The following is a 14,051-nucleotide window of genomic DNA, read 5'->3' as shown; positions in this document are numbered from 1 at the left end:
TCTATAAGGGGGACGGAAGGGGGATCTAAAAGGGGGACGGGAGGGGGATCTATAAGGGGGACGGGAGGGGGAATAGATTTTTCTAGATGGCGTGAAAAGTCAGACACAGACGCCATTCCTGACGAACGAAGTGAACGTTAAACCTTTTTCATTGGTTATCCTTCTGGTTTTCGTCATCCGGCTGGATATTTTCCTCCATCCGTTTCATCAAGAGCTGTTTGGCTTTGAGGATATCGGATTCGGTTCCATAGTGATTGTGATAGTAGTAGTAAGACCGGGTGGTATACCCTTTAACACCATTGGCAACCACTCCTAACACGGTAGCGTTAGAGATTCTCATACCATCTAGGGCTTGCATTAATGCCGAGCGATCGCTCTTACCCAAGCCCACTACCATCATCACACCATCAGCGTGAGCCGCCAAGAGACGACCATCAGCTAGTCCTAACACGGGTGGTGTATCGTAAATCACTAAATCAAAAACCGCATGAAATTGTTCCATCAAATGTTGCATCTTCTTGGAACAGAGCAGCCGACTGGGATCAGGGGGGACTTGTCCGGCGGTGAGGACATACAACCGATCCCACATGGGGAGGCGCTGGATTGCTTGTTTCGCCGTTAATCCCGTGGCAATGACGTTACTTAAGCCCACCTGGTTGTCTAGGTTCAAATAGTGATGAACCTGAGGGCGTCGTAAGTCCGCATCCACCAGCAATACTCGTTGACCCATGGCGGCGGCGGCTTGGGCGAGGTGGACGGAAACAGTAGATTTTCCTTCTGAGGGGGTAGCTGAACTAATAATAATGGAGTGAACGGGTGTATCGCTACCCAGAAACCGAATATTCGTCTGGAGCGAACGGAATGATTCTAAGAAGGGAGAAGCGTTGTAGCTTCGGGATGAGCGGCGAGATTTTTCACCATTGGCGGAAGGGGAAGCTGATGCCACCTGGGTTAAGTTTGCCGTAGACATCATCTGTTGTTTGAGTTGTTTTTGGTAGGGGATAATGCCGAGTAAGGGAAGTTTGGTCAAGTCTTTGAGTTCATCGGGAGAATGGAAGACATTATCCAAACGTTCGATCAGCAACGCCACGCCCAAACCTAACAATAATCCCGCGATCGCACCTAATGTGATATTGCGCTGGGTATTGGGCCACACGGGGACTTGGGGGACTTCTGGCTTTAATATAATTTGCCAAGGTAAGGCTTTCTGGGCGGCTTCAATTTCCAGATTTTCCCGCACCGCCAGAAAGCGATTTAAGCTATCGGTAGCGACTTGGAGTTCTCGCTGGAAATCTGTGTAGCGGCGGGCGATGACGGGAATTTGTTTAACCTGGAGGTTGAGCAGTTGAGCCGATCGCGCGATCGCACTTTGTTTGACTTGCAAGACTTGCAGTTGATTAGTCGCTTGCACCAGTTGCTGGGTCAAGTTTGTGCGAATCGAATTGGGGGAAGCACCGGACACCCCAGCCTCGCTCAGGCTTGCGCCCAATACGTTTTGGGATTCTTTGTTAAGTAAGGGTAATAGATTATCCCGTTTCTGGCGCAAGGCTTGCATCGTGGGACTTTGGGGCGTAAACCGCGCCGATTCTAGGGCGATCTGGGATTCAAGTTCCGCGAGTTGGTTGAGTAACTGTTGGTAGCGTGGGGCTTCACTGAGGGTTACAGTGGCAATGGCTTGCTGGGGTGATAATCCCAACTGCTGTAAGAGGGTATTATAAAGCGATCGCGTTTCTTGATACTCAACCTGAGTTTGTAACTGCTGCTGTTCAATCGCACTCACCCGTTGAGATAACTCTTGAGCTTGAATTTCCGGGTCGAGGAGGTTGTGTTGTTGGCGAAAGGCTTGCAGTTGTCCTTGCAGCTTATTCACGCGATCGCGCAGCACGGGTAACTGGTCATCCACAAACTGAATTCCCTGTTTCAGGTTCAGTTGTCGCTCTTGTAAGGAGTAGCGTAGATAGCCTCGAGCCACTTCATGTAAAACCCGCCGCACTCGTTCGGGTTCAGTATCCCGATAACGCCCTTCCAGAATCTTGGTGTCCCCCAGTCGGCTGACAATTAGCTGAGTCATTAAGGACTCGTAACTGACCTCAGGATAATGCTTGTGGATCTCTTGGACAATAGCCTCCATTAGCTGAGGAGAGCGTAACACCTGAATCTGGGTATCATAATCCAGTGTGGAATTCCGTCCATCACCGCCACCCACCACTTCTGTGAGTTTGTCTAAGTCTCCTTCTTCCGTGACGGGTTCGACCAACAGTTGAAACTTGCTTTCATACTTCGGTGTCTGATTCAACGTCCAAAAACTGATCCCCGAGGTTACTGCGATCGCGACTCCAGCAATCACTAACGCCCGACGCCGAATGACGTTGACCAACTGTCGCAATGTCCATTCATCCGGTTCGGGTTCCGGAGGTGGCGTCCGGTAGACCATCGGTGGTGCATACTGCGGGTGTTTTCCATTACCATTAGGCGATAATGGTGGCTGAATCTGACCGATTTCCATCTTCCCCCTACTCCTTCTGCGTGGATTGAGCGCGTTCGTCAAAAAATCATTTTACCTTGTTTAATTGTGTATCAGGTTGGCTCAAAATCGTCACGAATACCGCTGAAATTTACAAATTTGATCGGAGTAGGGAATCAGCCATCAACAATCAACCCTTGATTCCCTATCTCTCCTAAAATACTGACATACTGATTCAGTCATCCAATTATCGACTGAAATTCCTCAAAAACGGTAACAGAAGCGACAATATCCCTCTTTTCTGTAGAGACGTTGCATGCAACGTCTCTACTAACGGCTATTACGCCAGCCAACGCTCTAGAATCCAAAAAATCTAAACACGGAGAACACGCTACCAAGCGGACTGACAATTGTACCCAATGTATCCGTGACGCGGGTCAAACCGGAACGTCTGACGATAATCACATCATTAGGGCGCAATGGCGGATTGCTTTCATCGTTAACATCAGCCGTAAAATCCACATCGATTTCCCGTTTTTTAACGGTACCGTTGGGTTGCAGACGAATCAACTCTACAGAACTCTTGCGGGCGCGGCGATTATCAAATCCGCCAGATGCTAGCAGGGCTTGATTTAAGGGGGCGTTCGCTGGGATTGATACTGTACCCGGTTTCTCGACTTCTCCCACTACATTGACATTGATAATTGCCGCCGAAAAGCTCGCTGATGCCAATTTTGTAGCTTCTGAAGCGGTTAGAGTTTCGGCTTCCGGGACTCTAATCGTGTCTCCCTGTTGCAGAATCACATCTTCAGAGAGATCACCCTCTTGCAGGAGTTCCCAGAGATTGACAACGATCAGTTGCTCAGAGCCATCTCTGGTGGTGCGTCGCACTTCAACGTTACGAATATCGGCAGATTGAGTAATACCTCCCGCCACTTGAATTGCCTGGGTCACTGTTGGCGGTTCTGTATTGTTACCACCGCCGCCACCAGCCTGGTCAGCCGTAGCCGCTCCCGATGTGGCGGCGGTAACGGTATAAGGACCCGGACGCACCACTTCCCCGACTACGGCAACTTTAATTGGCTTAACCGCCTCTGGCGAAAAACTCGCGGTTGCCAGTTGACGGCTTTCTAGGGGGTCAATTCCGGTGGTGGTGGGGATAAAGATTTCATCACCATCTCTCAAGGTCACATCTTGAGCGAGATCGCTATTTTGCAATAACTCCCAGAGATTAATTGTATAGGTTTGTCGGGTATCTGAGTTAGTCAGACGGCGAATTTGCACATTTCGCACATCAGCCGAGCGACTAATTCCGCCAGCAAGCTGAACCACTTGAGTCACGGTGGGAAATTGTTGCCCTTCGTTCAGGGTTACGCTGTAGGAACCTGGACGATTGACTTCCCCGGCGACGGCAATTTTTAGGGGGCGAGCATCAATCAGGGTTAAGGTGACTAAAGGGCGTCTGACATAGGGAGCATATCGCTGAGAAATCCGTTCACTAGCCGCGTTGATGGTTAATCCTTCCACAGGGATACTGCCAGCAACGGGTAAATTGAGGGTTCCATCGACTAAAACCTGGTAGTCTCCACTGTATTCGGGAACATCAAAGATGGTTACGCCCACGCGATCGCCTGATCCGAGGGTATAGGGTAAGTCTGGTGGTGGATTCGTAACCGTCGTGGGTGCAAGCGGCGAAAATGTGGGGACTTGCGCCATTCCCGGAAGCGGTGCGGTTACGGCAAAAAAGGCGAATAGGGTTAAACCTGCCACAGATGGTGTTAAATGCTTGCTCAAGTTGATCCTCCCGATCCCCATAGTGCGAAAATTATAGTGCGAAAATTGTCAATGGGTCTTTTAACTCTCAGTTTAGTCATATTTATTACAGATGTCTTGGCTCATGCGTGATCAGCTCACATTACCGTTGAAGCGAATTGGGACGAAAAAGTTCATGCTTAGAGTCCATATTTAACATTCTCCCGTGTCACCCGACCTTGAGGAAACGGGGAACAGGGAACTGTATCGGCAAGACTTAGAGAATTCTCCCAACATTGTCTAATATCATTTTAGCAAGCCAGCGATAAATTATGAGTTTTATATTTATTAGCCCGAAAACTGATTTTGCCTTCAAAAAAATATTTGGCTCGAAGGACAGCAAAGATATCTTGATTAGCTTTTTAAACGCTTTAATCTATAATGCCAATCCGGTGATTCAGGATTTAGAAATCATTGACCCGTACAATCCTGGAGATGTTGTCGATTTAAAAGACAGCTATCTGGATGTCAGAGCTGTCCTGGATAACGGCTCAACGGTGTTAATCGAAATGCAGGTGCTGAACGTAGCATCTTTTGAAAAGCGTGTCATTTATAACCTGACCAAAACCTATGCTAATCAATTAAAATATGGGGAAGGATACTCCCATCTTAAACCCGCGATCGCCTTAACGATAACGGATTTCCAACTCTTTGACCAGACTCAGCGGTTCCTGACTCGTTTTGGCTTAAAGGAAAAACAGGAATTATTTGACTATACCGATCCAGAAATCGAACTAATTTTTGTGGAATTACCCAAATTCAATAAAAAGCTTGAGCAGTTAGACAATTTAACCGATAAATGGATTTACTTTATTAAAGACGCTCCCAGCTTGGAAGTCATTCCACCCACGTTTAGACAGGTACCCGAACTCGAGAAAGCCATGAATATTGCTAACCAAGCGAATTTAAGTGTAGAGGAATTAGAAAAAATACGTAAGCGAGAAGTATTCCTTGAAGATCAACGGGGATTTATTGTTAAGGCAAAGCAGGAGGGACGAGTAGAAGGACGAGTAGAAGGACGAGTAGAAGAAGGAATCCGATGGACATTACGTTTGCTGGAGCGTCAGTTTGGGTCAATTCCGCCAGCAATCATTAATCAGATTCAAAACTTGTCTGTTGAAGAATTAGAAGGTCTAGGTGATGCTATTTTAGATTTTAACGATTTAGAGGAAGTATCGGCTTGGTTACAAGACAATAGAAAAGGCGGGTAATTAAATCATCTCTAATCAACAAGAAACTCGGCTAACCCTAAATAACGAATCCCTTGGGGAGTAATGTCAAAACGACAGGGTAACACCTCAAGTCCCTGGAGAACCCCTTCTCGCAAGAGTTTTCCATAAACGGGGTCAGTACTATCACCCGGACTGAAGCGATCGCAGTCCCCCCGATTGATAAAATAAAGCATGATTGCCTTGGCTTGGGGCAATAACTGCTGGAGTTCTTGCAGGTGCTTTTGTCCCCGTGTGGTTACGGTGTCGGGAAATAAGGCTAAGGTTCCCTGCGCCCAAGTCGTATTTTTGATTTCCAAATAGATGGGAGGCGCGTCATTCTCCCCCGTCAGTAAAAAATCGACCCGACTTTTCCGATTTGCGCCATAAACCACTTCGGGGCGAATTTGGCTGTAGCGATTGGCTAATTCCGGAATCAGCCTTTTTTCCAGGATGATCTTCATCACCCGATTGGGTAGGGCTGTATTAATCCCCACCCAAGTTGGTTGGGTGTCATTGACTTGGATCATCTCCCAGGTGTAGGCTAATTTGCGCTTGGGGTTATCACTACGGGATACCTGAACTAAACTTCCAGGGGTGGAAACCCCTGTCATTGGACCCGTATTCGGACAGTGGGCGACAATGGTTTCCCCTGATGTAAGCTGAATATCGGCAAAGAACCGCTTGTAGCGTCTGAGCAATGTCCCCGTCTCTAGCGGTGGGTAGCTGTAAATCCAATCGGAGCGATCGTCCATTAATTTTTGGGAACTGTTCACATTACTTAACAAATATATTAAAATAACTTAACATACAGTAACATTCAATGGACTCAACATGGCTAACTCAGACCAACGGAAACAGCGAATAATGGAACACATCAAGCGCTCGATCACCATTCCTCAGCGAGGCTTTTCGATGACTTCAGATTCGAGAAAGCAACAGATTATGGATCATATCAAAATGACACGAGGTTAGGGTCAATTTTGATCGATTGAAATCAGCCAGTCTGTCAGGGATAGTTCTGATTCCCCTTCTCCCCTCCGAAAGTCTCCCCTCCGAAAGAGAAGAGGTTACAAGTAAGTTAGGTACACAGACAGATCCCCGACTTCTCCAAGAAGTCGGGGATCTTGCTTGAGGCTTTACCTCATCGACCTGAAATCTGCTGTAAATATGTGGCAGCGTAAGTCTTGAACAGAGCTAAATTCACTCAATCAATTACGCTTTGATTCAAATATATTTTTCGGTTTTAAAATAAAAATAAGTTAACCCAAACACAAGATATTAACGAAACTTTTTGAGTCGCTTGAGCGTCCCTTAAAACTAAATGGATGACTAAAATTCAAGGCTGACTCATGTTTTCAGGAAAACCCAACACGAGAAAACCCCTTTGGAAGTCTCTCGCATCATTAACCTTACTGCTGATGATGGGCAGTTTAACGATGACCTCCTGTGGACTGGTAAAACCTATCAGTGAATCCACACCACAAGAAGAAAATCAGGCAACTGAGAACGATTCAGTCATAGATGCTGATCAAGACGTTGCTGAAGAAAAAACGGAGGCAGAAAAACGGTATGAAGCGGAAGGGATAGACACCACTGCTGATGATGATCCTGAATAATCTCAGATGCGAATTTTACTTATATACACCAACAGTTTTGACTCATAGGATAAAAAAGTAGCAGGCTCTCACCTCCAAGTTACAGGTTGGACGTCTAAAATATAACAGTTTTGTTATCATACAGTGATGGGTTAACACCACTGTTAATGGAAAGTCAGCCAAACTACGATAGCCTAGCCACAACCCTGCGCGATCGCCGAGTTCGTCTCGCCCAGCTTATCGATTTTCCCGTCATTCTCTGGGCGGGACAATCTTGCCCGCGCAACTTTCCGGCGAATCCGTTTCCATTTCGCGCCAGTAGTCATTTTCTCTACTTTGCGGGTTTACCTCTGGAGGGTGCCGCCATTTATCTCAACGATGGCAGGTTGGAACTGTTTCTGGATGAACCCTCGCCAGCCAGTACCCTTTGGCATGGTGAAATGCCCAAACGAGAGGAAATTGCCCAAAAAATTGGTGCTGATGCGGCGTTTCCCTTCGCAGAATTAGCCTCGCGGACAACCAATGCTGCAACTGTTGCGGTGCAAGATATGGCGACGTATCAGCAGCAAGAACAACTGTTAAATCGATTCGTCGCCCCCGCCAACGCCCCCGAAGGAATTGACCGAGACTTAGCCAAAGCGATTGTATCCTTGCGACTGTGCCACGACGCGGAGGCATTATCCGAGTTACGTAAAGCCGCCGCCGTGACGGTAGCTGCCCATAAAGTGGGAATGCAGGCAATCGGGGGTAGAGATGTAGCAACGGAATGCCTCTACGAAGCCACAATCCGTGGGGCGATGGAAGGGATGATTCTTGCCCACAACATGAGTTGTGCTTATGGCAGTATTGTCACGGTTCATGGAGAAGTGTTGCACAATGAACAGTATCATCATCCCTTGCAACCGGGAGATTTACTGTTGGCAGATGTGGGGGCGGAAACCCAGAGAGGATGGGCAGCTGATGTGACTCGTACCTTCCCTGTAACCGGAACGTTTTCTTCGACGCAGCGCGATATTTACGATACTGTTTTAGCCGCCCATAACGCTTGTATTGAGAAAATTCATCCCGGTGTCGAATATCGCGACATTCATCTGTTAGCCGCCGCCACCCTGACTCAAGGATTAGTGGATTTGGGGATTCTGCGGGGACAGGTATCAGATTTAGTGGAACAAGATGCTCATGCGTTATTCTTTCCTCATGGCGTTGGGCATTTGCTGGGTTTAGATGTGCATGATATGGAAGATTTAGGGGATTTAGCGGGGTATCAAGAGGGGCGAGTGAGAAGCGATCGCTTTGGTTTAGGATTTCTGCGATTAGATCGACCATTACAATCGGGAATGCTAGTGACGATTGAACCGGGATTCTATCAAGTTCCAGCTATTTTAAACGATCCAGAACGACGCGCCAAGTATCAAGATGTGGTTAATTGGAATCGTTTAGCTGAGTTTGCTGATGTGCGCGGGATTCGGATTGAGAATGATGTTTTAGTCACTCCGGAAGGTAGTGAAGTCCTCACCGCCGCTTTACCAACTGAGGCAGATGCGATTGAACAACTGGTTCTATAGGTGGGAGAAAGTAGGGATTGTCATTGGTCATTGGTCATTGGTCATTTGTCATTTGTCATTCGTCATAAGCTGTTCGGCATTTAAACCTTAATGTCAATAATGGTGATAATGGTGAAATCCTTGCTGTAGTGCGAGCATCTTGCTCGCTACATTGAGCATCTTGCTCGCTACATTGAGCATCTTGCTCACTAATACCTGACTTAAGGCTGGTCGGCAATGCCCACCCTACGGTATCTCTACCACCCTTTTTCATCCTGGGATTGCAAGCTGACCTAAGCGCCCAATTTCACCTCAACAGAGAGTTGAAACTATTGCCTATTGCCTATTGCCTATTGCCTCTCCCCACCACAAGACTTATTCAGCAGCCCCTAATTACTTTGGACAACAATTGTCCCTGAATTACTATCGACTATTTTCTCCACTCTTGAAGCCGAAACCTGAATCAAGGATAAGTCGGTATCAACCGTTCCTTTTAAATAAATATCTCCGGGTAACTCACCGCCAATATCAATTAAACCGATAATGTTTTGAGTCATCGTATTAAAGTTAAACTGAAAATACTTACCCGTTGAGATACCATCGTTAATATTATCGTAAGTTTTGATCGGGTGATTCGATGGATCAGCAAAAAAAACGGTCAAGCTTTCTAAAGCTTGAGTTGTACCCACTCCTTTTTCTGATAGTATAGCAGGAGCCGTTTTTTCATCATAATTGAAGGTTCCTGTCGCCGAATAGCCCTGATTGCCTTGCCAAGTAAAATTAACCGTCATTGCTTCAGCGGGAGCGATGCTAGTCAGGAGGAGGCTTAAGGCTAAACTGGTTACGATAACAAGTTGGACAAAAATACGTTGCATTTTATGGATTCGCTCTAAAAACAGTTCTATGGTAATCAACAGTTCAGAACAGCTTCAAGAAGCCGTTAGAGCCCTCCGTCCAATTTTTGAAGATATTGACATAAACGTCAAGCAAAATCTGAAAAAAGTCCTGACGGCTTTTCGTCATTATCGCGTTGGTGTGCATCACTTTGCTGGAGTAAGTGGTTATGGTCATGACGATTTAGGTCGGCAAACCTTAGACCAAGTATTTGCAGAAGTTATGGGTGCTGAAGCAGCAGCCGTGCGAGTTCAATTGGTTTCTGGAACTCATGCGATCGCCTGTTGCTTGTTTGGGGTGTTGCGTCCTGGTGACGAGATGGTATCTGTGGTGGGTGCGCCTTACGATACCTTGGAAGAAGTGATTGGTGTTCGAGGTCAAGGTCAGGGATCATTACAGGAGTTTGGCATTGATTATCGTCAGTTAGAATTAACGGCTGATGGAACCATTGATTGGCAGGCGTTAAAAACAGCAATTGGACAACGGACGCGCCTCGTCTTAATTCAGCGATCGTGTGGTTATTCTTGGCGTCCCAGTCTTTCTATAGCAGACATCGGAAAAATTGTCCAATGCGTTAAACAACAAAATCCGAATACAATTTGTTTTGTCGATAACTGTTACGGCGAGTTTATTGAAAACCAAGAACCCCCAGCCGTTGGTGCAGATTTAGTGGCGGGATCATTGATTAAAAATCCGGGTGGAACCATTGTCACCGCTGGAGGATATATCGCTGGAAAAGCCGAGTTAGTCGAAGCCGCAACCTGTCGATTAACCGCCCCCGGAATTGGTAGTTCAGGTGGGGCAACATTTGAACAGAATCGGTTATTATTTCAAGGACTTTTTCTCGCCCCGCAAATGGTAGGAGAGGCAATTAAGGGAACGCATTTAACCGCTTATGTCTTTGATCAGTTAGGCTATCCCGTCAGTCCTAAACCCATGGCACCTCGCCGGGATGTCATTCAGGCAATTCAGTTAGGTTCACCGGAAAAATTAATCGCTTTTTGTCGGGCGATTCAGCAATATTCTCCCATTGGTTCCTATCTCGATCCTGTACCTGCTCAAATGCCGGGATATGAGAGTCAGTTAGTCATGGCGGGAGGCACATTTATTGATGGGAGTACCTCGGAGTTTTCTGCTGATGGACCGTTGCGAGAGCCTTATATTGTATTTTGTCAAGGGGGAACCCATTGGACTCATGTCGCGATCGCACTCGAAGCGGCGATAGAAGCAATATAGGATGGGGGAAATTCGTTAACTTACAGCCCTCACCCCCAGCCCCTCTCCCAAGCTTGGGAGAGGGGAGAAAAAGGAAAGTTGGGAAAGTAATGATTTGGCACACCTAATGTAATGAATTATAATTCCATCCCGAAACTGTAGGGGCGCAAAGACTTGCGCCCATAAAATCGTCACATCTAATCCACAATTTTAGCTGTGTCAATCCAGTCGTGGCGTGGCACACCTTATTTGATGAATTAGAAATACATCCAGAAATTGTAGGGGCGCATGGCGTGCGCCCAATCTAGTACCTCAATTAGACAAAGGTAAACGCCCTGCTAAAAGTGCTTTCGTAGCAGATTCTCCAGCTCGGCGTAACTGTCGCGTCAACTGCCAATTTAACCCACCCAAGATAATCACCTGAATCAGAAAGGCTTGCAACACCAATCCTACGGATGCATGGCGCATCACATAATCCCAAGGAAATGCTGTAAACAGCCATAATCCACCCCAGCTTTGTCCGGGAAAAATCGATAACACACTCAACAGAGTCGGTGGTAAAACAATTGCTGCGACAACTATCCCAGTTGCCCAGATTCCCCGCTTAGACGTTTTCATCAACAGCATTAGCTGTGCGATCGCGCCATAGATTAAAATCATAATCAGGCTGAGAATTAGACTAGCAAAGGCTTGCAGTTTCACGTTAATGTCCACTGACTCCAGCAAAATCCAACCGATTAACGGGAGTACCACAATCATCAAATTCATGGCAATCGCCAATAAACCTGGACTCTTTTCACCCCAGAGTAAATCGGCTATCAATGAGGAATTAACAGTTGAACGATTTTGATGTCGATAACGTGTCCAATCCTGTAAACATTGACGCTGAGGAGATAAGGCAGCTATTAACCCCAAAAACAGTACTAGATTTAATCCCAGTACAATGTAGAAGTTATCGGGAAACGGATAAGAATATCCTGAAGTTGGCTCTTGCAGGGCAAAACCGAGGGTGAAGGTTATCCAGCAAGCCGTGAGTAAATAACTTTGGCGTTTACTCAGTAGCGTTGTACCTGGATTCCGAAACTGTCGGTTAAAGGCTTGTCCAATCCAGTATGTCCATAAACCATAGTTCAGCAGTGTCAAGACCACAATACTCAACCCCATCATTCCCAAGGGTAAGTTAAAAAATTGCCACGCTTGAATTTTGCCTAGATGAAAGGGAAAACCTGTATAACGTGAATTGGTTTCATTGACAAGATAAGGAAACAATACTGATGGAGAAAACAGGCTTAACCAATCGAAGGAACTGTTGTCAATTGGTTTAAAATTCGCCATCAACAAAAATGCAAAAACTGCCCCACTGCCTAACCAAGCTTGGAACCCACTAAACCAGGAACCAAATAAGCCAAATAAAAGCGCCGCACTGAAGAAAAACCCACTACTGGCGATGAGTATAACCCAGAAACTGATAATTTCTGTTAAGGTAATTTTGCCAGATAAACCAAACCATAAATGGAATGGTATAGTAATGGCAATTGCCAGATAGAGGAGAATGGGAACTCCCAAGAGTTTACCCAGCCAAAACTGCCCTGTTGACTGAGGGCTGAGTCGAATGAAATTTAGTGTACCCCGTCGTTCTTCATGACCCAGATTAGCAATCAGCATATAACTCCCGATCACCAAAAGGGCAAAGAGAACAAAAAGACTGAGAGAGATGAATATGTCGCGATAGTGATCTTGCCACCAAAGCTGGATCTCCAGTTCACTCAGGTGGCGACGAGGGTGATCGCCTGACCAAGAAAAGAACAGCAGGAATTGACCCACTAACGATATAATCAGTGCGATCGCGATATTCCTTCCCTTCAATCTTCCCTTCAATTCCCGCAATAGCTGCGGGTTCCAGTTTCCTAGCCTGTCTATTCCTTTAAGTACCATGAAAACAGTCTCCTAAATTTGTCATTTGTCCTTAGTCATTGGTCATTTGTCATTCGTTAAAAAACCTTGGTCGGGGCGGGTTTAGTTACATCTGGGTGATGTCAAAAACGATAATAGTAAAACCCGCCCCTACAGTTCTGAAAATGTTCTAAGAGACTTGTTGATGTCCTAGCTTTAAGAATATAGTTTCTAAGTCCTCTTGGGTACAGTGAAACTCGGTTAACGGAATTCCCGCTTCAACAAGCGATCGCAATAACATGGCACTCTCTTCTGGATTCCCAGTAAAATCAACCCGTATCTGATTTTTTCCGGGAATTGGTTCGATTTCTTGCACTAAGGGATAATTTTTCAGTTCAGCCGCCAGTGCATCCATATCTCCTAAACTGGAGAGAATAATCTTCTGACGACTGAGGCGGCGATAAAGTTCAGCTAAAGGCGCACTTTCCACCAAATAGCCGAGTTCCATAATCCCCACCGAGGTACAGAGTTCGGCTAAGTCACTCAAGACATGGGACGAAATCAGAATCGTCATTCCCGCTTCTTGTAACGTTTTGATAATTTCCCGAAACTGCATCCTCGCGATCGGATCTAATCCGGAAACGGGTTCATCCAGTAGCAGCAGAATCGGTTCATGAATAATCGTTCTCGCCAAACTCAGGCGCTGTTTCATCCCCCGCGATAGGGTAGCAATTAAACTTTTGCGCTTACTGGTAAGCTGTACCAGTTCCAACACTTCCCGCAAACGTCTAGTACGTCGGGGTTCTCTCAGGCGATAGAGTCGGGAAAAATAGTCGAGATAATCCCAAACCGTTAAATCCTCGTAGACAGGGAAATCATCGGGGAGATAACCAATGCGCTGTTTGAGTTTGGGGTTGGTTTGATCCCGCAAAAAGCGATCGCCATTAATATAAATTTCACCCGTCGTCGGTTCCTCTGCGGCGGCTAACATCCGGATTAGCGTCGTTTTCCCTGCGCCATTGGGACCAATCAATCCATAGACTTCACCAGCGGCGACTTGTAAATCGATATCATTGACGGCGATATGTCGGTCAAATTGCTTAGTCAATCCATGGGTAGAAATAGCTAAGTCTTGACTTAGGGGGGGTGGGGATGGGAGAACTGTTCCTGCTTCCATAGTTGATGCTGATGGGATCTAATGTCCGCCAGTTTAACCTCTGTGAAGCAAAGGTATCTCTCATCCGGTGACACTTATGCAGTTTGGACTGGGGATTGGGGAACAAAAGGCGTACCAGCGCCAGTCTAGTCATCGGAATCCGGGTTGTAGTGCGACCATCTTGGTCGCTACTAAATCTTGATCGCTACTAAATCTTGGTCGTTAAGTAGATTGATGGAAATTAACTCAACACTCCACCAGTTCTGT

10 protein-coding genes are annotated in these 14,051 nt (G+C 46.4%); 4 read left to right on the top strand and 6 right to left on the bottom strand.

Annotated features, from left to right (window positions below; translation table 11 throughout):
* Positions 1-148: 148 nt before the first annotated feature.
* Positions 149-2,506, bottom strand: coding sequence for a GumC family protein (locus RIB93_RS09365; protein ID WP_446372480.1), 2,358 nt, complete (start codon positions 2,504-2,506; stop codon positions 149-151).
* Between the two features lie 315 nt (positions 2,507-2,821).
* Positions 2,822-4,258, bottom strand: coding sequence for a polysaccharide biosynthesis/export family protein (locus tag RIB93_RS09360; RefSeq protein ID WP_446372478.1), 1,437 nt, complete (start codon positions 4,256-4,258; stop codon positions 2,822-2,824).
* 290 nt (positions 4,259-4,548) lie between these two features.
* Between RIB93_RS09360 and RIB93_RS09355 the strand changes: the two genes are divergently transcribed.
* Positions 4,549-5,487, top strand: coding sequence for an Rpn family recombination-promoting nuclease/putative transposase (locus RIB93_RS09355; RefSeq protein ID WP_446372476.1), 939 nt, complete (start codon positions 4,549-4,551; stop codon positions 5,485-5,487).
* A gap of 11 nt (positions 5,488-5,498) precedes the next feature.
* Here RIB93_RS09355 and sfsA read toward each other — a convergent pair whose 3' ends face one another.
* The gene (gene sfsA, locus RIB93_RS09350; protein ID WP_446372514.1) at positions 5,499-6,239 is read right to left on the bottom strand and encodes a DNA/RNA nuclease SfsA; all 741 of its coding nucleotides are present in this window, start codon (positions 6,237-6,239) and stop codon (positions 5,499-5,501) included.
* A gap of 597 nt (positions 6,240-6,836) precedes the next feature.
* Between sfsA and RIB93_RS09345 the strand changes: the two genes are divergently transcribed.
* Together RIB93_RS09345 and RIB93_RS09340 are read left to right on the top strand one after the other, a co-directional pair.
* On the top strand, positions 6,837-7,103 hold the full coding sequence (locus RIB93_RS09345; RefSeq protein ID WP_446372474.1) for a hypothetical protein: 267 nt from the start codon (positions 6,837-6,839) through the stop codon (positions 7,101-7,103).
* 146 nt (positions 7,104-7,249) lie between these two features.
* Positions 7,250-8,647: an aminopeptidase P family protein gene (locus RIB93_RS09340; protein WP_446372472.1), complete on the top strand. Its 1,398-nt coding sequence runs from the start codon at positions 7,250-7,252 to the stop codon at positions 8,645-8,647.
* A gap of 368 nt (positions 8,648-9,015) precedes the next feature.
* Here the strand turns inward: RIB93_RS09340 and RIB93_RS09335 are convergent, their stop codons facing one another.
* Positions 9,016-9,501, bottom strand: a complete 486-nt coding sequence (locus tag RIB93_RS09335; protein WP_446372470.1) for a hypothetical protein — start codon at positions 9,499-9,501, stop codon at positions 9,016-9,018.
* A gap of 28 nt (positions 9,502-9,529) precedes the next feature.
* Between RIB93_RS09335 and RIB93_RS09330 the strand changes: the two genes are divergently transcribed.
* Positions 9,530-10,756: a methionine gamma-lyase family protein gene (locus RIB93_RS09330; RefSeq protein ID WP_446372468.1), complete on the top strand. Its 1,227-nt coding sequence runs from the start codon at positions 9,530-9,532 to the stop codon at positions 10,754-10,756.
* Positions 10,757-11,047: 291 nt separating this feature from the next.
* On the opposite strand, the gene RIB93_RS09325 is transcribed toward RIB93_RS09330, so the two are convergent.
* Positions 11,048-12,670 (bottom strand): hypothetical protein, encoded by a 1,623-nt coding sequence (locus tag RIB93_RS09325; RefSeq protein ID WP_446372466.1) that lies wholly within the window; start codon positions 12,668-12,670, stop codon positions 11,048-11,050.
* 148 nt (positions 12,671-12,818) lie between these two features.
* Entirely contained in the window at positions 12,819-13,805 is a 987-nt protein-coding gene (locus tag RIB93_RS09320; RefSeq protein ID WP_446372464.1) for an ABC transporter ATP-binding protein, read from the bottom strand.
* Between the last annotated feature and the right edge of the window lie 246 nt (positions 13,806-14,051).

The sequence above is a fragment of the Coleofasciculus sp. D1-CHI-01 genome, assembly GCF_040218875.1.
Classification (GTDB): Bacteria; Cyanobacteriota; Cyanobacteriia; order Cyanobacteriales; family Coleofasciculaceae; genus Coleofasciculus.
Note: the sequence above shows the minus strand (reverse complement) of the source record. Positions and strands in the feature narration are given on the sequence as shown.